Annotated in this window: 16 protein-coding genes; 5 read left to right on the top strand and 11 right to left on the bottom strand. The window is 60.9% G+C overall.

Annotation, left to right across the window (positions count from 1 at the left end):
* Positions 1-20: 20 nt before the first annotated feature.
* The 3 genes from DWZ15_RS01065 to DWZ15_RS01055 all read right to left on the bottom strand — a co-directional run bounded on the left by DWZ15_RS01065 (position 21) and on the right by DWZ15_RS01055 (position 4632).
* Complete coding sequence (locus tag DWZ15_RS01065; RefSeq protein ID WP_118448751.1) at positions 21-2702, bottom strand: RNA helicase; 2682 nt, start codon at positions 2700-2702, stop codon at positions 21-23.
* A 99-nt stretch (positions 2703-2801) separates the two neighbouring features.
* Positions 2802-3641 carry a tRNA (guanosine(46)-N(7))-methyltransferase TrmB gene (locus tag DWZ15_RS01060; protein WP_118448748.1) on the bottom strand — a complete coding sequence of 280 codons (840 nt, stop codon included), beginning with the start codon at positions 3639-3641 and terminating at the stop codon, positions 2802-2804.
* A 118-nt stretch (positions 3642-3759) separates the two neighbouring features.
* Positions 3760-4632, bottom strand: coding sequence for a hypothetical protein (locus tag DWZ15_RS01055; protein WP_117563514.1), 873 nt, complete (start codon positions 4630-4632; stop codon positions 3760-3762).
* 267 nt (positions 4633-4899) lie between these two features.
* Here DWZ15_RS01055 and DWZ15_RS01050 point away from each other — a divergent pair, with 267 nt between their 5' ends.
* The 4 genes from DWZ15_RS01050 (at position 4900) to DWZ15_RS01035 (ending at position 9401) form a co-directional block, all read left to right on the top strand.
* Positions 4900-5616: a helix-turn-helix domain-containing protein gene (locus DWZ15_RS01050; RefSeq protein ID WP_118448745.1), complete on the top strand. Its 717-nt coding sequence runs from the start codon at positions 4900-4902 to the stop codon at positions 5614-5616.
* Positions 5613-6512, top strand: coding sequence for a DUF4097 family beta strand repeat-containing protein (locus DWZ15_RS01045; RefSeq protein ID WP_118448742.1), 900 nt, complete (start codon positions 5613-5615; stop codon positions 6510-6512). Before DWZ15_RS01050 ends, DWZ15_RS01045 begins: the two co-directional genes overlap by 4 nt.
* A 102-nt stretch (positions 6513-6614) precedes the next feature.
* Complete coding sequence (locus DWZ15_RS01040) at positions 6615-8522, top strand: elongator complex protein 3 (protein WP_118448739.1); 1908 nt, start codon at positions 6615-6617, stop codon at positions 8520-8522.
* Positions 8523-9401, top strand: a complete 879-nt coding sequence (locus DWZ15_RS01035; protein ID WP_118448736.1) for a spermidine synthase — start codon at positions 8523-8525, stop codon at positions 9399-9401.
* 26 nt (positions 9402-9427) lie between these two features.
* Here the strand turns inward: DWZ15_RS01035 and DWZ15_RS01030 are convergent, their stop codons facing one another.
* From DWZ15_RS01030 to DWZ15_RS00990, 8 genes are all read right to left on the bottom strand, one after another.
* Positions 9428-11872, bottom strand: coding sequence for a DEAD/DEAH box helicase (locus tag DWZ15_RS01030; protein WP_118448733.1), 2445 nt, complete (start codon positions 11870-11872; stop codon positions 9428-9430).
* A 116-nt stretch (positions 11873-11988) separates the two neighbouring features.
* Positions 11989-13293 carry an ATP-binding protein gene (locus DWZ15_RS01025; protein ID WP_118448730.1) on the bottom strand — a complete coding sequence of 435 codons (1305 nt, stop codon included), beginning with the start codon at positions 13291-13293 and terminating at the stop codon, positions 11989-11991.
* Positions 13286-15046, bottom strand: a complete 1761-nt coding sequence (locus DWZ15_RS01020; RefSeq protein ID WP_233544591.1) for a TerB N-terminal domain-containing protein — start codon at positions 15044-15046, stop codon at positions 13286-13288. Before DWZ15_RS01020 ends, DWZ15_RS01025 begins: the two co-directional genes overlap by 8 nt.
* 87 nt (positions 15047-15133) lie before the next feature.
* Positions 15134-15850 carry a DUF554 domain-containing protein gene (locus tag DWZ15_RS01015; protein WP_199579999.1) on the bottom strand — a complete coding sequence of 239 codons (717 nt, stop codon included), beginning with the start codon at positions 15848-15850 and terminating at the stop codon, positions 15134-15136.
* A gap of 118 nt (positions 15851-15968) precedes the next feature.
* Positions 15969-17399, bottom strand: coding sequence for a hypothetical protein (locus DWZ15_RS01010; RefSeq protein ID WP_118448727.1), 1431 nt, complete (start codon positions 17397-17399; stop codon positions 15969-15971).
* A gap of 283 nt (positions 17400-17682) precedes the next feature.
* Positions 17683-18282 carry a hypothetical protein gene (locus DWZ15_RS01000; protein ID WP_118448725.1) on the bottom strand — a complete coding sequence of 200 codons (600 nt, stop codon included), beginning with the start codon at positions 18280-18282 and terminating at the stop codon, positions 17683-17685.
* 90 nt (positions 18283-18372) lie between these two features.
* Positions 18373-18882, bottom strand: coding sequence for a hypothetical protein (locus DWZ15_RS00995; RefSeq protein ID WP_118448722.1), 510 nt, complete (start codon positions 18880-18882; stop codon positions 18373-18375).
* A complete protein-coding gene (locus tag DWZ15_RS00990) occupies positions 18879-19175 on the bottom strand; it encodes a hypothetical protein (RefSeq protein WP_089573322.1) in 297 nt (98 codons plus the stop codon). The genes DWZ15_RS00995 and DWZ15_RS00990 overlap by 4 nt, the downstream gene beginning before the upstream one ends.
* A 345-nt stretch (positions 19176-19520) precedes the next feature.
* Between DWZ15_RS00990 and DWZ15_RS00985 the strand changes: the two genes are divergently transcribed.
* Positions 19521-21122 (top strand): FAD-binding oxidoreductase, encoded by a 1602-nt coding sequence (locus tag DWZ15_RS00985; RefSeq protein ID WP_118448719.1) that lies wholly within the window; start codon positions 19521-19523, stop codon positions 21120-21122.
* Position 21123 lies beyond the last annotated feature (1 nt).

Raw genomic sequence — 21123 nt, 5'->3', positions numbered from 1 at the left:
TTTCGCTTCAATATGTTCGGCTAGTCCTCGAGCAAGTCCTCGATAAAGCCGACGCGGTAGTTTTTGAAGACGACCTCGCCTCCGTCTTGCGTGGCGTCCAGATCGACATCGCCCATGATGCCAAAGTCGTGGTCGCCGTCCTCGTCGGCAAAGACCTGGTGCACATGCCATAGGTGGTCGGCCTTCTCGTCGCTCTCGTCGATCGAGAACATAGCAGAGGAGCGCGCGTCGCCGTTGGTAAGAATCTCCTCGTGCTGCTCATGATAGGCATCGAGCGCTTTTTGCCAACGGATTTCGCTCATGCCCCAGTCGTCGTCGAGGTCACCTAGGTCGCGCACGTGCCCGCGGGCGGCAAGGGTCACGCGGCGGAAGAGTGCGTTGCGCACCAGCAGCGTGCAGCCACGGCGGTCCGCCACGACCTCGTCGATGCCCTGCGGCGGCGCGGCGTCGAGTGCGGCCGGGTTGCCGGCGTTCTCCCACTCGTCCACTAGGCTCGAGTCCACCGAGCGCACCACAAAGCCCAGCCACGAGATAATGTCGCGCAGACGCTCGTCGCGCTTCTCGATGGGCACGGTGCGATCGAGCGAACGGTAAGCCTCTGCCAGGTAGCGCAGCAAAATGCCTTCGGAGCGGGCAATGCCCAGCTTTTGAATGTAGCCCTTAAAATCGCTTGCGCTTTCCAGCATATCGCGCAGGACGCTCTTGGGAGAGAGCTGGTAGTCGTTTGCCCAGGGTACTTCCTGGCGGTACTTGTCAAAGGCGGCGTCGAGCAAATCCTCGAGCGGCTTTTCGTACGTGACGTCTTGAATGCGCTCCAAGCGCTCCTCATACTCGATGTCGTCGGCCTTCATCTCGGCCATAGCGCGATCGCGTGCTGCGCGCTCCTGTGCGCGCAGCACCTGCTTGGGATCCTCGAGCGTTGCCTCGACCATTGAGATTAGATCCATGGTATAGGTCTCGCTCTCGGGATCGAGCAACTCCAGCGCGGCAAGCAAAAACGGCGAGAGCGGCTGGTCGAGTGCGAAGTCCTCGGGCAGATCGACCGTCAGCGCATAGTCGATGTCCGGTGCGGCGTCGGCCGGGGCATCCGGCGCGGGCGGCACTTCGGTGCGCACGACGACGCCGGAATCGATAAGCGTGGCGAAGATTTCGTCGGCGCGAACCTCAAGCTTGGCCTTTTCCTCGGGGGTCTGCAGGCTTGTCTCGATAAGGTCGTGCACGCGGGCGCGGGCGTTACCGCCCTGCTCGACCACGCTAATTACCATAGAGTGCGTGATGCGCAGGCGCGGCTTGAGCGTCTCGGGCTGCGTCTCGATCAGGCGTTCAAAGGTTTGCTTGTTCCAGGAGACAAAGCCCTCGGGAGCCTTTTTCTTTTTAATCTTACGGAGCTTTTTGGGGTCGTCGCCCGCCTTGGCCATAAGCTTGGCATTCTCGATCTCGTGCTCGGGTGCTTCGGCAATCACCATGCCCTCGGTATCGAAGCCCGAGCGGCCGGCGCGGCCGGCAATCTGGTGGAACTCGCGGGCGCGTAGGCGACGCATCTTGTAGCCATCGAACTTGGTGAGCGCGGTGAGCACCACGGTGTGGATGGGTACGTTGATGCCGACGCCGAGCGTATCGGTGCCGCAGATGACGGGCAACAGACCCTGCTGCGCCAAGCGCTCGACCAGCAGGCGATAGCGCGGCAACATGCCAGCATGGTGCACGCCGACGCCGCATCCAAGCAGGCGTTTGAGAATCTTACCAAAGGCCGTGGAAAAGCTCGTTCCCTTTGCCGCTTCTTTGATGGCCTCGCGCTGCTCCTTGCTGGCGATGCCAAAATTGGCGAGCGACTGTGCCGTCGCAAGGGCAGCATCCTGGCTAAAGTGCACGATATAGAGCGGGGCCTCGCCTCGGCGCATGGCGAGCTCGACCGTGCCCTCGAGGGAGGTCGTCACATAGTCATAACTCAGCGGAACCGGACGCGGGGCGTCGACAACCAAGTCGCAGGTTGCGCCGGTGTGCTCCTCAAGTGAGGCGGCGATGGCAGTGACATCGCCGAGTGTGGCGCTCATGAGCATGAATTGCGTGTGAGGCAGGGTGAGCAGCGGCACCTGCCAGGCCCAACCGCGATCGGGGTCGGCAAAGTAGTGGAACTCGTCCATGGCGACGCAGCCAACATCGGCATCTTCGCCCTCGCGCAGTGCGTCGTTGGCAAGGATCTCTGCCGTGCAGCAGATGACGGGTGCCTTGGTGTTGATATGCGTGTCGCCGGTGATCATACCGACGTTATCGCGGCCGAGCACCTGTACCAGATCGAAGAACTTTTCGCTGACCAGGGCCTTGATAGGGGCCGTGTAATAGCAACGTTTGCCCTGCGCCATGCCCATAAAGAGCATGCCCAGCGCGACGAGCGATTTGCCCGATCCGGTCGGCGTGCCCAAAATGACGTGATCGCCGGCGGCCAGGTCCATGAGGGCCTCTTCTTGGTGATCCCACAGCTCAATGCCGCGGCCGCTCGTCCATTCAAAGAAGCGCTCGAAGGCCTGATCGGGCGTGAGCCACGGTTCGGGCTCGCTGCCGTCCTCGGGCTCCCACCAAGTGGGGGAGAGCGCGCCGAGCGAGCCGAATTCGGCTTCGGTTCCCGTGCCGCCCGAGAATGAGCTGGCGGCGCCGGCACCGGAGACGGTGCTGGCAGCGGTATCTGTCGTGGTCTGTGCCATGTGTTTGCTTTCTCTCGCCGTTTGTCCGCCAACTATTATGGCGTAGCGGCGGCGCGGGGTGCTAGCGCGCGAGAAAATGCAGGAAATGGGCGCGCGGTACTAGCGTTCCTGAGGCAGGCACTTTTTGCCCTTGCGGGCGCGGTTTTTAAAGTTCTCAACGGCTTCTTCCATGCCCAGAGGTACATAGGTGAGCTCATCGAGGTTATTGGGTAGGTAGCAGGCAAGACTTTGTTCCTGCACGCGGCCCGCCGCGAGCTGTTCGTCGCTGGGCTGCGCGCCGGGTGTGGCGCAAATGCCATAGACGACGGCACCCATTTCGCGCGTGCGGCACTCGTACTCGGTCTCGGGATGCTCGGGATGGTCGCGGCGAACGTCGTCACTTACCCAAAGTGTATCGTAGCCGGCCGCGGCAAACTGCCCCAGGGCGTAGTCGCGCAATGGCTTACTGTCGGTTCGCAGTGTGACGGTGGCGCCGGCTGAAAAGAGCGGGCGGTAGAGCATCAGATGGTCGACATGGACGAGTCGTTTTTTGGCGTACTTGGCCTTGGGCTGCGGCGTGGGAAAGTTAATGGTAATGGCATCGAGCTCGCCTGCGGCAAACAACTGCGGCAGCGATGCGGCGCCTCGGGGCAGGACGAGTGCGTTGGACAGCTCCTGCTCGCAGATTTTCTGTGCGGCATAGGCGATGCAGATGGGCTCCTGGTCCATACCGATAAAGAGGGTGTTTGGCTCGTGGGCCGCGCGCTCTACAAGGTACGTTCCCTTGCCACAGCCAAGATCCAGGTGAAGGTGTTCGAAGGGCTTGCTGCCAACTGGCGCGCAAGCCTCGCGCCAATCTCCGGCATAGGCCTCGGGGTTCGTCTCAATCGCATCGGCGTAGCGCTCCAGGCGCTCCTCGAGCACAAAGTTCTTAGGCGTGCGAACGTGGACGGCTCCCATGAGGCTCCTTGATCATGAGTATGGAACGCATGGCAGCACGTTCCATCAATGGGTTGAAAAGGGTGGGGCATAGCTTGCCCGAAAGTTGCGGTGCGGCTCGGCGGCAAGTCGCCGATGCCTACAGGCGCTTGAGAATCACGTAACGGTTGAGCTCGCCGCTGCGACCATCGGCATGGAAGCGCTCAAGCTCGCGCACGGGGACCTCGCCGCTCTTGTAGAATGTGCGCACGCCGCGCACCAGGTCGGTGATCTGCTGATCGTCAAAGTGATGGCAATAGCGGTAGGCGTGGCGGTCGTTTTGCCAGCCAATGAGGTGGTCGCCGGCTTCAAACTGCGCGGAATCGTAACTTTCAAACGGCGGGGTGAGCTCGGCGCGGGCTTCGGCGCGAACGGCCTTGCGCGCCATGCGCTCGTCGTTCATAAACTCCCAAAAGCTGATGGCGATGATGCCGCCTGGGCGCGTCTGGCGCACCAGGGCGTCGAGCACGCGTACGCGGTACTCGCACGACGGCACGTGGTGCATAAAGCCAAAGCAGACCGAGATGTCGGCGAGCGGGGCGTCGAAAAGCACGTCGGGTGTCTCGGCGGGGTTGAGCTTCATGAGGGCATCGAGTACGTCGAGTTCCTGGAAGTGCAGGTTGGGAATGCGCAGGGCGTGACCGTGCGCATCGATAGCCAAATCCTGACACGAGTCAACACCATAGAACTCAAACGGGCAACTGGCATCTGCCGAGGGGTTTGCGCCGTCGACGCCCTTGGCGGAAAGTGCGCCGCCGGCGGCAAAGTTCTCGAATCGCATGTTGCCGCAGGCAAGATCGAAGACGCGGACGGGATGCTCGATCGTGGCGACGTCGAGCTGCTCGAGCGCTATGTCCATGGTGCGTACCCAGCCGGGCCACGGTGCCTGGCGCGTATCGGAGAAGGAGGCGGAGTGCTCGCGATAGAACGTATTGTTGAGCTGAATGAGCGATGAGGCGAAATCGCGGTTCACGGCGCGGAACTCCCTCCGTTGGCGGTGCGGAATAAACAGTACGACCATACTACCGTTAACGCCGCAACGGGGACAACCGAGCTGCGGGTCATTGCTTTGTTTGGACACATTTCCGCAGCTCATATATGCCCGCAACCGCCGGTTGTCAAAAATCTCACTAGAATAGGTGGCATGCTTTTGGCGGTGGCGGATAGATTTTTAACTGTGCAAGGCGCCTTAAGAACAAAAACGGTCCGGCGGCACGGCTGGCATCGCATAGGAGGAACCATGAATGTAGAAACTGCGCAGCGGCTCGCCGACCTTCGTCGCAGCAAGGGTTTTAGCCAAGAAGGGCTGGCGCGAAAGCTGGGGCTGTCGCGCCAGGCGGTCAGTAAATGGGAGCGTGCGGAGAGCTCGCCCGATACCGAGAACCTGATCTCGCTCGCAAAACTCTATGGCGTGAGTTTGGACGAGCTCCTTAATCCGAGCGATGAGATCGAGGACGATATCGAGTTTGAGAACGAGGACCGCGCCCGTCAGCGCGAGGCCGAGGCAGCGGAGCGCGCCCGTACCCATGAGGCAGCGGCACGTGCTACCGAGGCGGCAACACAGGCGAGTGATGCCGCCGCCAAGGCGGCGCAAGCGGCAAGTTGGAGCGCGCAGGCCGCCAATGCCGCTACGGCGCAGGCGACGAGTGGCGGTGCGGTTGGCTCGACTCCGGTGAAGGGCCCGTTCCAGTCGTTCCCGTATTGGGCTGTGTGTTGGCTGCTGTTCTTTTTGCTGATGTTCCCGTTTGGTGCCGGCCCCTTTGCCGCGCTGATTTTCTTTACGATCCCCATCTATCACTGGGTGGCACGTGCGCTCGATGGCGATTGGGCGCGTGGGGATATCCAGGTTGGTCCGGCGCCGGTGACAGCTAGGGCTCAGAATGTTTCCGCTTCGGTTGATGCTGACGTGGCTACCGCGACTACCGCTGAGCCGATTGCCAAAGAGGGTGATGAATGATGAAGCTTTCACATGAATCCAAGGTACGCTTGGGCGTTGGCATCGGAGCGTTTGTGCTCATCATTGGGCTTGTCTTTGGCATTTCGCGGACATTGATTCATTTTGATGGTCCGTGGAATCTCGACGATGTTGTATCCGGCTTGTCTGGTATGGACGATGCGCTTGACGACGACGATCTTTTGGATGGCGGCAACTATTCCGCTCGGCCTCAGCAGCTTTCGAGCACGACTTTTGATGCCGATGAGTTCCGCTACCTCGATTTCGATATCAATGCGGCTTCGGTGGACGTCAAGGTTGTTGATGGCAACAAGACTCGCGTTATCGAGCGGGGGCGCGTTGCCGAGGGTATGGATGCCTCCAAGGCCGCGACGCAAAACATCGCATCCGTCGAGGACTCGACGCTCAAGGTTTCCCAGTTTGGAAGTGATGACGGTAAGGCAATCGATCGCTCAGTTACGGTCGAGCTGCCGCGCCGTGTTGCCGAACATCTGAAGGGAGTCAACGCGCACGTGGGCTCGGGCGATCTGCAGATTGCCGGTGTCATCTGTGATGGTTTCGATCTTTTCCTGGGTGCGGGAGATGTAGAGTTTACGGGCAGCGTGACTGATGCGCTCAGCGCTGAGGTCGGTTCGGGTGATGTGACGTTCGAGCTTTACCAGGCCCCCGCGAAGTCGATGGACGTGAGTGTGGGCTCGGGCGATGTGGAGATGACGGTTCCGAACTCGACGGGCTTTAAGGCGAGCCTCACCTTGGGCAGCGGCGACTTCGAGAGCGATTTCCTTCCGCTTGGCTATGACGGCGAGACCATTTTGAATCTTGAATTCGATAACGGTGACAAGTCTGCCACGTATCGTTTTGAGGTCGGTTCGGGCGACATGTCGTTTGATCCGGAGTGATGGCTGCGGGCTGGTCCACAAGCATAGATGCTTAGACGCGCTGTTTGATGAAGGCGCCGAAGCCGAGATCGGCTCCGGCGCCTTTGCCTTTACAATGGGGGCATGGAACAGATTATCTTGAACATACTCGAGGCTCTGCGTCGCGGCGAGACCGTGGATGACAAAGCGCTCGTCAAACTGATACATGCCGAGGCGCGCCGTGAGGGTGCCGACAAACGTGATTTGGCCAAGCGCCGTCTGCTGCCGTTCTACCAGCGGGTTAAACGTGAGGAGCCGGCTCGGTGGGCTGCGTGGAATGTCGATTCCGATCTGGAACGCCAACTGCTGCAGGTGCTGCGCATGAAGCCGCGCCGCACGGCTTCGGGCGTGGCGACCATTACCGTCATCACCAAGCCCTGGCCATGCTCGGGCGATTGCCTATTTTGTCCCAACGATCTGCGCATGCCCAAGAGCTATCTGCACGCTGAGCCGGCGTGTGCCCGTGCGGAGCAAAACTGCTTCGATCCGTATCTGCAGGTGAGCGCTCGTCTGACCGCGCTTTCGCAGATGGGGCATGCGACCGACAAGATAGAGCTCATCGTGCTCGGTGGTACCTGGAGCGACTATCCGCAAGGGTATCAGGCATGGTTTATGTCGGAGCTCTTCCGTGCGCTCAATGACGATGCCGTCGCCGGCGTGGCGGCAAACCCCATGTTGGCGCGTCCGGGCATCAGCCGTGCCGAGGCAGGGCGCCTGCTCGATGATGCTCCCGCCGATGCCCTGCCGCCGGTGGTAACAGAGCGCCGCGAGCGCTATCGGGCTGCCGACATTGCGACAGACGAGGCCAAGCTCGCTGCCGGCGTTGCCGACGAGCAGGGGCGTGTGGATGCTGCCGTGGGCGGCTATAACCGCGCGGTGCGTTGTCTGTACGGCCCCGGCACGCCGTGGGGCGAGGTCGCCGAGTGGCAGGCGGCAACGATGGAGGAGCTTGAGCAGCAGCAACGCATCAACGAGACGGCGAAGCATCGCGTGGTGGGACTCGTTATCGAGACGCGCCCCGATGCTGTAACGCCGCAGGCGCTCACGCTCATCCGTCGTCTGGGCTGTACCAAGATCCAGATGGGCATCCAGAGCCTCGACCAGCATCTGCTCGATATCAACGAGCGTCGCATTTCGGTGGCGCAGATCGAGCGCGCGTTTTCGCTTGCGCGCCTGTTTGGCTTTAAGATCCATGCGCATTTTATGCTCAACTTGCTGGGCGCCACGCCCGAGGGTGACAAGCGCGACTACGAGCGCTTTATGACCGAGGGCGCCTTTATGCCCGACGAGGTCAAGGTCTACCCGTGTGCGCTCATCGAGGGTTCGCGCCTGGTGGGCTGTTACGAGCGTGGCGAGTGGCGCCCCTATACCGAGGAAGAGCTGCTCGACGTACTGGCCGATGACATCGTGGTGACGCCGGCGTTCTGCCGCATCAGCCGCATGATTCGCGACTTTAGCTCCGACGACATTATGGTGGGCAACAAGAAGCCCAACCTGCGTCAGCTCGTTGAGAACCGCCTGGCTGCTCGGGGTGACGGTGCGACGGTGCGTGAGATTCGCTATCGCGAGATCAGCACGGCGGGTGCCGACCTGGGCGAGTTGACCCTTGACGAAGAAGTGACGTACGAGACGCCGGTGACGCACGAGCGCTTTTTGCAGTGGGTGACGCCGCAGGGCAAGATTGCGGGCTTTTTGCGGCTGTCGCTGCCCGATCGCGCATTTGTTGCCGCGCATGCGGACGAGTTGCCGACGACGCCGGACGAGGCGATGATTCGCGAGGTGCACGTGTATGGCATGGCGGCGCGCGTGGGGGATCAAGGCCAGGCAGCCCAGCACCATGGGTTGGGACGGTCGCTGGTGGAGTGTGCGTGCCATATTGCTCGGGACGCGGGCTATGCGCGCATCAACGTGATCAGCGCGATTGGTACGCGCGAGTACTATCGGCATTTGGGTTTTTACGATCATGGCCTTTATCTGCAAAAGGAGCTCTAAATGAACAAGCCGAGTGTTTCTGCTGGCGTCGTTGCCGGCGTTGCTCTGGGAGCCGCGGCGCTTGGTGCGGCCGCCGTCGCTGTTCGTGCTGCCTGTCTGCAGGTTGCGCGAACCCGCAATGGGTTGGCGCGTGTGAAACGCGTGCACGATGAGGGCGGCGATGAGATTCGCGTGTTGGTGCAAGGCGGCGTCTACCAAAGCGCGAGTTACGTTGGCGAGCGTTGGGCTGAGCCCGCCTTTGCGTACTATCGTGCGTTTGACGACGTGTTTGAGGCCGAGGATGCGATGCGCGACGTTTATGGTCACGGTATCAGCCGTATGCTCATGCTGGGTGGCGGCGGGTTTGCCTATCCCAAGTTTGCACTGATGTCGCACGAGGGTTTGCGCATGGACGTCATCGAGTATGACGGAGAGATTACGCGTCTGGCCCGCCGCTGGTTCTACCTAGACGAGCTGGAGCGCACGGCGGGCGATCGCCTGCGGGTGATTACTGCCGAGGCGCGTTCGTACCTGGGCGTGACGAGCGTGGGGCATCGTCGCTACGACGTGATCGTGAGCGATTGCTTTGGCGGTGCCGAGCCCGTGCGCGAGCTGGCGACCGTTGAGGCGCTGCGCCTGGTGCGGGGCAGCCTGAATGCCGGCGGCATCTACGTTGCCAATATCGTGAGCGCAAACGAGGGAGGCGATGTGACGTTCCTGCGTGATTGCGCTGCTACGGCGCTCGAGGTGTTCATCCACGCCTGGGTGGTCCCATGTGGCGATGCGAAGTTCGGCGGCGAGGAAAACTACCTGCTCATCGCCAGCGACGGCGACTACGCCTTTGCCGAAGCCGTGCCCTTCGACACCGACTTCCTCGGCACCGTCCTTCACGACAAATAGGTCTCCCCGTCCCAAAAAGACTGGTCTTAGGCGTGGTCACGCCAGCTGAGGGCGCGCTGCTTCATACCCTCGATGTCGAGCACGCCTTCGGCAAAGCCCTTGCACACAAGCTCTTCGGGAACGAACTCATCGTAACGATCAAAGTAAGGCACCTCGCCGGGATAGACGAGCTCGATGGGATCGAAGTCCTTCTCGGCCTCGGCGGCGAGCACTTCAAAGAACGTCTCCTCGTCGGCCTTCATCTTAAACTGCATAAAGTACGGGCGTGACGGGTCGAGTCCGCGAAGGCCTAACTCAGCAGCGCATTTGATTTTAAGCATGCGCTCAAGTGCTAGGAAGGCGTAGCTGCCCAACCAGGGGAAGAGCACCCAGGTGTCGCCACCCAGGTTGATGAGCGGCTTAGTTCCCGCACCCGAAATCTCGGCGGTATGACGAGCCTGTGCAAGACGTGCCCGTGCGTTGCCCATGAGATACGGATATGCCGCATGCTCGTTGAGCGCCTTGCGCATGCGTTCGAGTACGTGTGTATTGATGTCACCGGGGCAGTCGCCAAAGTAGGCCGGCACACGGCCCTTGACCTGCGTGGCAAAGACGGTATGACGCTTCCAGTCCACTTCCTCGACAATCCAGCAATGGCCTGCGATGGCGATGCGCTCACCGGGCGGTGGGGGATTGACGATCGTGCCCAACTCGGCCGACTCGCTGCGAACAGTGAACTCCTCGTTTTCCTGGAACACGGCGTAGAACTTAAAGTTGTTGATGATGCGCTCGCCCGCGAGACCCACGATGAGCCCGCCGCCTTCGGTGACCTGGATATGGTCGATCTTAATGAGGTGACGCAGCAGCACGCGATAGTCATCGGCCGAGATGCGATGGAAATAGCTCAGTGTGAGCACGCGCTGGGCAAGTTCGGCCGGTGTGAGCTCTCCGGTGCTGGCGAGGGTCGACATGGTCTGGTGATAGAGCAGACTGTAGGGGAGTCGATCGAGCTCGGGCGGTTCGACCCACTTTTCCTCGCGATAGAGTTGTACAAGCGCGATGCCTTGCAGGAGCTTCCACGGAATGGTCTCGGGCATCATCGTGCGCGGCTCGGGTTCTTCCTCGCGCATGACAAACCACATCTCGGGCGGAAGGTCGCGACGGCCTGTGCGCCCCATGCGCTGCAAAAAGGAGCTGACGGTAAACGGCGCGTCAATCTGGAAGGCGCGCTCCAGGCGGCCGATATCGATACCGAGCTCCAGCGTGGAGGTGGTGACGGTTGTCTGCGCCTGCTCCTCGTCGCGCATGAGCTCCTCGGCCGTCTCGCGCAGCGATGCCGAAAGGTTGCCGTGGTGGATGAGAAAGCGGTCGGGCTCGTGTCGACTTTCGCAGTAGCTGCGCAGCATGGAGCACACGGCCTCTGCCTCCTCGCGCGAGTTGGCAAAGACCAGGCACTTGCGCCCGCGCGTATGCTCAAAGATATAGCCCATACCGGGGTCGGCGTTGTCGGGTGCCGTGTCGGTGGGGTTGAGAAGCGCCTGCTCGGCCGCTCGTGGGATGTCGACTTCGCCCTCGGGGGCCGAGGAAGTGCGACGGTCTTTGGGAGCGGCCTTGCCCCGCGCCTGCTCGCGACGTTGACGGCGTTCTTCCTGTGCAAGCTGTCCGCTGTGGCACATGTCTTGTCCGGATGCGGGCAGCGCCGCGGGCGCCGCCGTCTCAATACGCTCGCAAGTAAGCACCTCGGCTTCTTGTGGACCCGTGCCTACGAATCCCCGCTGCTGTGCCTGGGGACCCGAGTTGTAGAAGTGCTCCATGGAGATGCGCCACATGCGGCGCGGTTCCTCAAAGCGGGGGATAACGCAGTCGCGCCCCGTTCCCTGTGAGAGAAAAGCGCCCGTGCGCTCGGGGTCGCCGATGGTGGCCGAAAGGCCAATGCGGCGAGGCTGCACGCCGGCCATGCGCGAGAGTCGCTCGATAAGGCAGAGTGTTTGCCCGCCACGGTCGCCGCGCATGAGCGAGTGGACCTCATCGATGACCACGTAGCGCAGGTCGCAAAACATGCGCGGGATCGCCATGTGCTTATGGATTAAGAGCGCCTCGAGTGACTCGGGCGTAATCTGCAAGATGCCGCTTGGTTTTTTGATGAGCTTGGCCTTGTGCGACTGCGAGACATCGCCATGCCAGTGCCAGACAGGGATATCGGCCTCTTCGCAGAGGTCGTTGAGACGGACGAACTGATCGTTGATGAGCGCTTTGAGGGGGCCGATGTAGAGGGCGCCCACGCTCGCGGGCGGGTTCTCCCAAAACTCGGTCAGGATGGGAAAGAAGGCCGCCTCAGTTTTGCCAGATGCCGTGGATGCCGTCAGGAGCACATTGTCTTGCGTGTTGAAGATGGCGCCTGCCGCCGCAACCTGGATAGAGCGCAGACTCTCCCAATCGTGGGAGTAGATGAAGTCTTGGATAAACGGGGCGTAGCGGTCAAAGGCGTTCACGGGGCCTCCTTTCAACATCGAATCTCTCAACGCGGCTGGCAACGGCTTGCTGCATTACTGCTTCAACGTTTGCTCAGATAAAACCTGCCAAAATAAACCTGTCCCTTTTTGGTAGGTTAGATGGTGAACTCGGCGAAGTTGCGGTCGCCGCCTGCGGTGCCGGTGTCGCCTGTTGCGGCCGCCGGCGCCAGCGCGTCGCCGCCGACGCTTTGCAGCAGCTCGGCCACATTTGCATCGGGGTTCTGACACAGGATATCGAGCAGCTCGATAAAGTCACGGATAACCTCACGCGGCGTCAAGTGCGTATCGGCTCCCACGCGGCCGAACTCAATCTTGAGAAAGTCCACCAAGTCGTTTTCGGCAAGCGTGGGCGTCCAGCCAAAGTAGCCGGCATGGATCTGCATGAGTTTTTCGATGAGCACCAGTAGCTCCTCGTAGGTGAGTGGCTGCAGGCGGATGATGGGCGCGAGCATGTCCTTAAGGTCTTCGCGCGCAAAGCGGCCCTGAGCGAGTCGGCTGCGCAGGGCCTCGTAGGAGAACACGCCGCGGCGGCGGTCTTCGATGGAGGTTGGCGTGCCGCCCATGATCATGCCCAGGTACTGCGCCTTGCCCTGGAGCGTGTCGTTGTACATAGTCAGGATCTTCTCGTAGTTGTATTGGCGCGTGATGGCGTTGGGAATCTTATACAGATTCACGAGCTCGTCGATGAGCACCAGCATGCCTTTGTAGCCACTGCAAACCAAAAAGCGCGCAATGAGCTTAACGTAGTCGTACCAGTCGTCATCGCTGATGATGGTCGAGGAGCCCAGCTCGGCGCGTGCCTCGCTCTTGGTGCGGTATTCGCCGCGAATCCATTTGGTCACGCGGCTCATGGTCTCTTCGTCGCCCCCGGATGCGGCCATGCGATAGCGGCGGAGCATGCGGGTGAAGTCGAAGCCGTGGACCATCTCCTCGAGCGGGGCCAGTTGGGCATTGACGAGCGACTCGTCGACGTCGGCACACGAGGCGACCCAGCGATCCAGAATAAGGTTGAGCGCACCGCCCTCGGGGCGCGTTTTGGTCGATATATTGCGGATGAGCTCGCGGTAGGTGGCAAGGCCCTGTCCCTGACCGCCCTGCAGGCGGCGCTCGGGCGACAGGTCGGCATCAGCGACGACGAATCCCTCGCCCATGGCGTGCGTGCGGATAGTCTGGAGCAAAAAGCTCTTGCCGGCGCCGTAACGACCGACCAGAAAGCGGAAGCTCGCGCCACCGTCGGCGATGAGACTCAGATCGGTGAGCAGGGCGCGGATCTCGACCTCGCGCCCTACGGTGATGTAAGGAAGGCCGATGCGCGGGACCACACCGCCCTTGAGCGAGTTGAGAATGACGGCAGCGACGCGCTTGGGCACGCGAGGTGCTGCGGATGCGGTATCACTCATGGTCTAGGTATCCTCTCACGTCTGCTTCGTAGTCCTCGATAATCTGCGGCCCTGCCGCGCTAAATTCAATTACGGTGTCGCCCACCAGGTCAAAGAACGCCTCGTTGATGGTATCGACGAGCATGTCCTCGCTCTGCTCCGATTGCACTACCGCCGATTCCGCCTGTACTGCGTTGTGCTCGAGCAGCGCGCGGAGATAGGCGTCTGCGGCGGGCGCGAGTTCGTTCGTGGCGTCAGCGGGCGCAGCAGCTGCGAACGCGGGCGTCGGTGCGAGAAGCGGTGCTACGACACTAAACTGTTCGGTGGATATGGTCGGCTCGTCGGACTCGTCCTGCCCTGCGGCCGCCGCGACCGCCTCGACCGTCGCGGCGGCCGCAGGCTCGGCTTCCGGTTGCCCTGAGTCCGCTGCCTCGGCTTCTGCGGACGCGCCGTCCTCGCGTTCCTCGTCGATCAAAAGCGCTTCGCGCGTTTGTGCGGCAGCGCTCCGAATGTGCCCCAGCTGGCTCAAATCGATATCGATCTTGACGGGCTGGTGTGCGGCGTCCCACGAAAGCCATGCCACAATCTCGTCATCGATAATCTTGGCCAGATATTTGGGGACCTTTTCTTCCTTAAGGGGATGGGCGGGGTCCAGCGCCAGGCGCAGGCGTTGGTCACAGGCGCGCATCATTTCACCGAGCTTGCTGCTCTTTTGCCTGCTACCGTGAATCCGCATGCATTCCCAAAAACCGTTTTGGCAACGGTAGATATGGATGGGGTCCAGACGGTATTCGCAGTCCTCGTGGCGCTCGGGCGCAAAGAATACGGCCGAGGCAAACATGGTGTAGGGCATGGCCGTCTCCTCCCCAAATAAACTTGCCACGATGCCGGTCTTTCGGTGCGTGTCATAGTAGCGCGCCATGCGGACATACACGGCGCACGCCACGTGGCGCAGATCGCGGTGGTGGCTGCGGTCGAGCCGCGAGTTACTTAGGTTGTACGTGGAGAGGGCGTTGATGGCGGCCATGAGTCGCTCCTCGCGCACCTCATCGGGCGGAAGGGGGAGCGTGGGCTCGGAGGTTTTGCGACGCTTAGGGGTCTGGCCGGACGGTGCCGGTGCCGGTACAAGGTCTCGCGCCGCGCGTCGCAGCTCGATAAGGGCGTTATCGAACATGACGGTTTTAGAGTCACGAAGCAGCTTGGGGTCGAGCCCGTGGAACACGGCGTAATCTTGCAGCCACACGCGCGCAAACCGGTCGATGCCGGGCTCGAAGGCGCGATAGACATCCCAAAAAGCCCTGATCTTGTTAAAACCATCGAGTGGATTATCTACGCCAATGCCGCAAATCAGCTCATAGAGATACAGAAAGGCAAAGGACGTAGACGTTTCCTCGACGGTTCCGCGGCGCACTTGGGCACGCCAGGTAAAGTAGCCGCGCAGCTGCCGGTCGCTCATGGCGTTGTAGGTGGGAAAGTACGACTTAAAGGTGCCGTTGTAGGGACAGTCGTCCTCAAAGTCGGCCATCAGCAGGCCCTGGCGGTAAAAAAGCTCGGCTTCCGAAAGCCAGCGGCCCGCACCGCCCTTGGGGTCATCCTGCCAGCGCGATATCTCGCGCATTTTACGGTACTGGTCGGGGAGGAAATTCTGCATCTGTCGGCCGGTTTTGAGAATCGGCTCGTCTGCGTAGGTTTCGTTTGAGAAGCGGGCGGACTGATGGGTCCGGGCCTCGGCCATGATGCGCTCGATGAGCATCTTGATGTCCTGGTCGGCCACCGCTCCTCCTCTCGAACACAGCTACGGTGACCTCATATCATAGCACAGCATCAAACAGATGTTCGAGATACCGCTGCGTTGATAGATTTAGAACAGGAGGGCGTAGATGACGGCGATGACGACGGAGGGAAGCATATTGGCCGTGCGGAAGGTCTGAGGACGGATGAGGTTGACGCCGACGCAGAAGATGAGCATGGAGCCTACGAGCGAAAGGCTGTTGAGGGCCGCTGCGGTCATGATGGGGGAGAGCGCGCCGGCAAACAACGTAATCGTCCCCTGGAACACGGTGACGGGCAGGGCGGAGAAGATGCAGCCGCGGCCAAGCGAGGCCGTCATGGTGCAGACGATGATGCAGTCCAGTGTGCCCTTGAGGGCAAGCGTTGACCAGTCGCCGAGCAGGCCGTCCTGAATCGATCCCACAATGGCCATGGCGCCGATGCACACGGTGAGTGAAGTCGAGACAAAAGCGCTGGTAAATTCGTTATCGCCCTCACTGCCAGTCTTGCGCTTGAGCCATTCGCCAAGGTTCTCGATGGCGGCCTCCAAGTTGATGGCCTCGCCGATGAGCGAACCGAGCGCAAATGAGACGATGAGCATGGTGGTACCGGTGGTCGACAGCGCCTTTCCATCGATGACGAGCATCTTTTGCATGGTGCCGCCCAGGCCGATAAACAGGACGCACAGCCCCGATGCTTTCATGAGCGTGTCTTGGATGCACGGTGTAATGAAGCGGCCGCCCGCTAATCCCAAAAGACCGCCCGCAACTAAAAGCACAACGTTGATGACTGTTCCCAAGCCCGGCATGAGCCCTCCTGTATTGATGCCAACGTGGCAATCGTAGCAGAACGAAATGCGAGGCACATCGCGACTCATCTAATACGTTATATAAGTGGTGTTAGGAATGATGCGCAGCATTTAAGCCTCAGGTGGTTGTCGGGACATAGGGATAGTAGTCAAAGCGCAGTGTCATAAGCCGCTGTGGGGATTCAATAGCCGCGGCGATGATATTGGCATCGCGGGCACGATCAAACCCTTCGAGTTCGATTTGATACGAGACGTCTTGCATAATGTCCAGACGTCGCCAGGCTAGGAGTGTGTCACCATCGAATTCCAAGGTTTTGCCTCCGTCTGGGGCAACGGCGTATAGACGCAGTTTAGCGGTGGTTGCAGGGTCGACAACCGTGACCTTTTTAATTTCGTTTCGAGTATTCTTGGCGCCCAACAGGGTGAGCAGTGTTGGGGCCACGACCTCGCCCGATGGCAAAAAGACGACTTCGATGGATTCGGGAAATGCGATGATGGCCGACTTGCGGACGGGCTGATTGGCGGCGGCAACTTCGATGTTCGCAGCGTCGATGACCTCCGCGTGGTCGAGCGCGGCAAGCACGCAGCAGTTACCTTCATCGATCTCTTGAGGATCAGCAAGCCCCAGACTGTCCGCGAGCTCGGGATCGTTTGGATCGGTAGCGGGCTCATTCGGTGCTTCGAAAGAAGCTGGGACGCTGTTTGTCGGCGACGGCGTGTCGCCCGCACCTGCTTCTTTGTCCGCGCTCTCTTCTTGTGTGGTTGCGTTGATGGGTTCGTCGTTTGAGGGGAGCGTCTTGGCGTCAAGCGTGGAGGGGAGAATTCCGATGGCTCCGGATCCGTTCCACTCCACTTCGAGAAGCGCCGGGTCGGCAAGAATACGTTGCCTGCTTTGCGCGTGGGCATCGATTTCAATAGGGCCTGCCTCTATCCCTCGTGTAAGGCTGAGTGATCCGGCTGGCTTCTCGAAATGAGCGTCTGTGTCTTTGGTGCTGACGGCGTAGAACAGCAGGGACGCTTCTCCCGCCGCGACGGCATCGGTGCCGGCTTTGGTCAGCTGCAACGATGCCGTGAATGAGAGGGTGGGCTGCGTGTCGTCTGCATTCGCGGCGGCGCAGCCCAGACATATACCGCCTCCTTTCTCGAAAAACGCACCGTCGAAGACGACCTTCGCTCCGTTCGCCGAGTCATCGACCGAAGCGATGTCGATGCGCAGCTCTAAATTGCATGGATCGCCATCTGCATCGAGCACAACCGAGCGCCACGTGCAGACGGCGCACCCCGCCTGGGAGCCGTTTGCCTTGTTCGAACGCTTGATATCCACGACTATCGAGCCATCCGTATTACGACGAAGGCATCCCGAGGTTGAGATCGCGGCCTGCGCGATCGAAAAACGCTTGCACGCAATGGCGCTCGACGGATTTGGGGCGGAACTTAGGGCTGCTGGTAAGGAGTCCGCCATGACGGGAGTCGCCCAAGCGGCGACAGGCGTTCCGGTTGCGAGCGCGCCGCAGAGTGCGACGACGGGCAAAAGGTTCTTCGATGCCATGGGGTCTCCTTAGCTAATTTAGTGCGGCCTATCCGTGTTTTGTTTCTGGCTGTGTTTGATGTGCAGACCGAGGCCGGCGGTCCCCGCGCCTGCTGCTGTGGCACCTACTGCCAAGAGCCATCGTCTGTCGCCTGTCTGCGCCAACGGTTCCTCGCGGTCGCCGCGGTCGAGCTCCGAGAGATCGACCGTCACTTGCGTGGCGGCCTGTGCCTGTTCTTGCTGGGCAAAGGCCATGGCTGGCCCAAACGCTAGGATGCTGACGGTGGCGGCCAGGGCGATAGCCTTATGCCGTGTGCGCACCGGGCTCGACCGTCCAGGTGATCGTTGCGACCTGATCGCCTTCGCCGGTTACGCGGAAGATGTCGCGCGTGACGCGGGCGACGTTTCCGCTTGTCTTGAGCTTAATTTTGTCCGTGCCGCCGGCAATGCCCTGGTAGCCCATGTCGAAGGCTGCGTTCTTGGAAAGATCGAGGCCCGTCTCCTGCATTGCGGCGCTGGCGTTCTGGAGTGCGCCGTCGGGGCCGACCTTAAAGTCGATGGAGTTCTGTGCGGTTCCGGCCTTGGCGTCGGCAGCAATGGTCCAGGTGTTCATGGCGTCGATCTTCATGTTGGTGACATGGATGCCGTAGGCCGAATGATTGTCGATGGTGGTCGCGTCTTCTGAGGGGCCCTGAAGCGTGCCGTCGGCCTTGGCGACGAAGGGAATAACCGTCGGAACTTTGAACTCAACGTTGTCGATCTCGGTCCTGACCATTACCTTCGTGGTTCCAACGCGCCCGGCTGCCATAGCTGGCGTCGGGGCGGCGCCCATTGCGAGCGCGAGCGCGAGCCCTGCGCCCACGACGAGCGCTCTGGCTCCGCTCATGTTCCTGGTGATGTCCATGGTCGTTCCTTTCTATTCGCCGCGGGCCGTCCCCGCGATGATTGGACGAATGCTGGTGAATTGCGTGCGGTGCCGCGTCGGCCGGAAAAGCTAGTTCTCGGTTTGCTCAACCCGCACCTTGACACGTGTCGGATTGCCGTGGCTGTCGAGGGTCTTGGCATCGAGTGCCTGGATCTCGATGTACGCCTCGCCTTCCTTGATGTCGCCGGCGGGGCACGTCTCGATTGTCTTGCCGGTCTCGACCACACCGGATTCGTACATGGTCTCGTCGTTTTGGATGACGCGGAATCGCTGGGGAAATTTATTGTCTTGGACGTTTTGCACGTTGACGCGCAGCTTGCCGTTCTCCTGCAGCTGAGCGACCGGCGCGACCGAGATCGTCATCATGTTGTCGCGGACGATGGCATCGAGCTCATCTTGGATTTCTTGGCGCGATTTACCCTCTGCCGTCGTGACTGAGGCACCCGCTTCGGGCACGGGCTGCGACTGCCAGGCGTATAGCCCTACGGCGATGAGGGCGCAGACGATAGCCAGGCAGACAACGACGAGTTTCTTGCGACGCCCCAGTCCTGCGAGGCGGGGCGGCTTCTTCGCACTCATGCGGCGTCCTTGGTGGTGTAGACACGTGCGAACGTGGACGGGTCCGCTCCAAAGAGCATGTGAAGCATCAGGCGGCGCGAGTAGATGAGCTCGTCGAAGTCGTGAGGGAGCTCGATGTCGTGGATACGAGCGATGTGGTGGGCGAGCGCCGAGAACGACTCGGGGTCGCAGATAACATCGGTGGTGACATGGTAGACCGCCGTATCGGGGAACGCCTCTTCGTCGAAAGGCAGGAGATAGGGATCGTCGTCGACCTCGATGGCGACGCCGTACTGGGGCCAGTAATATGCCATGGGAACCTCCCTGCTCTTGGGCCAAACCTTCTCTTGGCTTTGGCTGTCGACGCCGACCCTATCAGTCGCAACTTGACCAATTTCTGACCAAATGCTTGACGGATTGGTGTCTCCGCAGGTAAAAGGCAGCAAAAATTACTTCAACTTTTTTCGAGCGACAATCGAGCGATCGGCGACGGCGTGACCATATGTGTTAAAAGCTTCGTCTGCCGAGGAAGACTTGCCGTTCGCCGAATTGCACGAACGTAAAAAACGCCAATTATGGAGACGGTCTCGAACACGTCGACGAAACGATGCGGTAACATCTCCCTGCAAACACTGTAGTTAGCTAAAGGGGGAGTTCGCGTGTCTGCAACCATCAAGCCCTTCACCGATGAGTTCGAAGAGTATAGCCGCGATGAGTCTCGCACGTCGGGCGAGGCCTCAAGCATCTCGTTTCCGACAACGGAGAACGAGGTCCGCGCCATTTTGAAAAAGCTCCATGCCGAGCGTGTCCCGGTGACGGTTCAGGGCGCCCGGACCGGTCTTGCCGCCGGCGCCGTGCCTCATGGCGGTCACATTCTCAATACTTCCCGCATGAATCGCTACCTGGGCATTCGCCGCGATGAGCAGGGCCGCTTTCTTTTGCGTGTGGCGCCCGGCGTCGTGCTGTCTGAGCTGCGCAAGCAGCTGGGCAAGAAAGTGCTGCCGACTGCCGGCTGGGACCAGGCATCGCTTGAAGCCTACGAGGAGTTCCAGGAAGCTCCCGAGCAGTTCTTTCCCACCGATCCCACCGAGACATCTGCCTGTCTGGGCGGCATGGCGGCATGCAACGCCTCCGGCGCCCGCAGCTACGCTTACGGCCCCATGCGCCCGCATATCACGGGACTCCACGTCGCGCTGGCTGATGGCGGTTTGCTTGAGCTTCACCGCGGCGAGGCTTTTGCCCAGGGCCGTCACCTGTCGCTCGTGACGGCAGAGGGCCACACACTCGAGCTCGATCTTCCTGGCTACACCGTGCCCAAGACCAAAAATGCCTCGGGTTATTTTGTTGCGGACGATATGGACGCCATCGACCTCTTTATCGGCGCTTGTGGCACGCTCGGCGTTATCACTGAGCTCGAGATTGCCCTGCAAGCGGCACCTGCGGTCGTATGGGGCGTGAGCTGCTTTTTCGATAGCGAGGACAAGGCGGTGTCCTTTACCGATTCCGTGCGCCCCGTGCTGTCCCATGCCGCCGCTATTGAGTATTTCGATGCCGGCGCCCTGGATATCCTTCGTCGCCAGCGCGAGCAGTCGACCGCGTTTGCCTCGCTGCCAGCGCTCGACAAGGAGGCAAAGGTCTGTGTCTACGTGGAGCTCGACTGCGACGACGAGGCGCAGGCGACCGAGGAGCTGTACCACTTGGGGTTGGTTTTGGAGCTTGCGGGCGGCCGCGACGACGCGACCTGGGTTGCGCGCACCGAGGTCGATCGCGAGTGCCAGTTGTTCTTCCGCCACGCCGTCCCCGAGAGCGTCAACATGCTCATTGACGAGCGTCGCCGCACCGACCCCACCATTACCAAGCTGGGGTCGGATATGTCTGTGCCCAACGCGCGCCTGGCCGATGTCGTTGCCCTCTATCGCCGCACGCTGGCCGAAAGCGGGCTTGAGTCTGCTGCCTGGGGACATATCGGCAACAACCATCTGCATGTGAATATCCTGCCGCGCGATGCGCAAGACTACCGTCGTGGTGGAGAGCTCTTTGCCCAGTGGGCTTCCGAGGTCACGGCCATGGGCGGTGCCGTTTCTGCCGAACACGGCGTCGGCAAGATCAAGGCGGGCTTCTTGGAGACGATGTACGGCCACGAGGCTATGGTCGAGTCGGCGCGCCTCAAACTCCAGCTCGATCCTGCCGGCCAGCTGGGTCGCGGCAACCTGTTTACGGAGAAGCTCTTGGATGAACTCGTCCAGAAAGGGGGCGCGTGAA

This window comes from Collinsella sp. AF29-7AC, from assembly GCF_003475665.1.
Lineage (GTDB): Bacteria > Actinomycetota > Coriobacteriia > Coriobacteriales > Coriobacteriaceae > Collinsella.
Note: the sequence above shows the minus strand (reverse complement) of the source record. Positions and strands in the feature narration are given on the sequence as shown.

Excerpts from the sequence above, each read along its gene's own strand:
- DWZ15_RS00990 (WP_089573322.1), bottom strand. The coding sequence starts at position 19,175 with ATGGCATATTACTGGCCCCAGTACGGCGTCGCCATCGAGGTCGACGAC.
- DWZ15_RS01065 (WP_118448751.1), bottom strand. The coding sequence starts at position 2,702 with ATGGCACAGACCACGACAGATACCGCTGCCAGCACCGTCTCCGGTGCC.
- DWZ15_RS01050 (WP_118448745.1), top strand. The coding sequence starts at position 4,900 with ATGAATGTAGAAACTGCGCAGCGGCTCGCCGACCTTCGTCGCAGCAAG.
- DWZ15_RS01000 (WP_118448725.1), bottom strand. The coding sequence starts at position 18,282 with ATGGACATCACCAGGAACATGAGCGGAGCCAGAGCGCTCGTCGTGGGC.
- DWZ15_RS01015 (WP_199579999.1), bottom strand. The coding sequence starts at position 15,850 with ATGCCGGGCTTGGGAACAGTCATCAACGTTGTGCTTTTAGTTGCGGGC.
- DWZ15_RS01040 (WP_118448739.1), top strand. The coding sequence starts at position 6,615 with ATGGAACAGATTATCTTGAACATACTCGAGGCTCTGCGTCGCGGCGAG.
- DWZ15_RS00995 (WP_118448722.1), bottom strand. The coding sequence starts at position 18,882 with ATGAGTGCGAAGAAGCCGCCCCGCCTCGCAGGACTGGGGCGTCGCAAG.
- DWZ15_RS01025 (WP_118448730.1), bottom strand. The coding sequence starts at position 13,293 with ATGAGTGATACCGCATCCGCAGCACCTCGCGTGCCCAAGCGCGTCGCT.
- DWZ15_RS01035 (WP_118448736.1), top strand. The coding sequence starts at position 8,523 with ATGAACAAGCCGAGTGTTTCTGCTGGCGTCGTTGCCGGCGTTGCTCTG.
- DWZ15_RS01060 (WP_118448748.1), bottom strand. The coding sequence starts at position 3,641 with ATGGGAGCCGTCCACGTTCGCACGCCTAAGAACTTTGTGCTCGAGGAG.
- DWZ15_RS01010 (WP_118448727.1), bottom strand. The coding sequence starts at position 17,399 with ATGGCATCGAAGAACCTTTTGCCCGTCGTCGCACTCTGCGGCGCGCTC.
- DWZ15_RS01045 (WP_118448742.1), top strand. The coding sequence starts at position 5,613 with ATGATGAAGCTTTCACATGAATCCAAGGTACGCTTGGGCGTTGGCATC.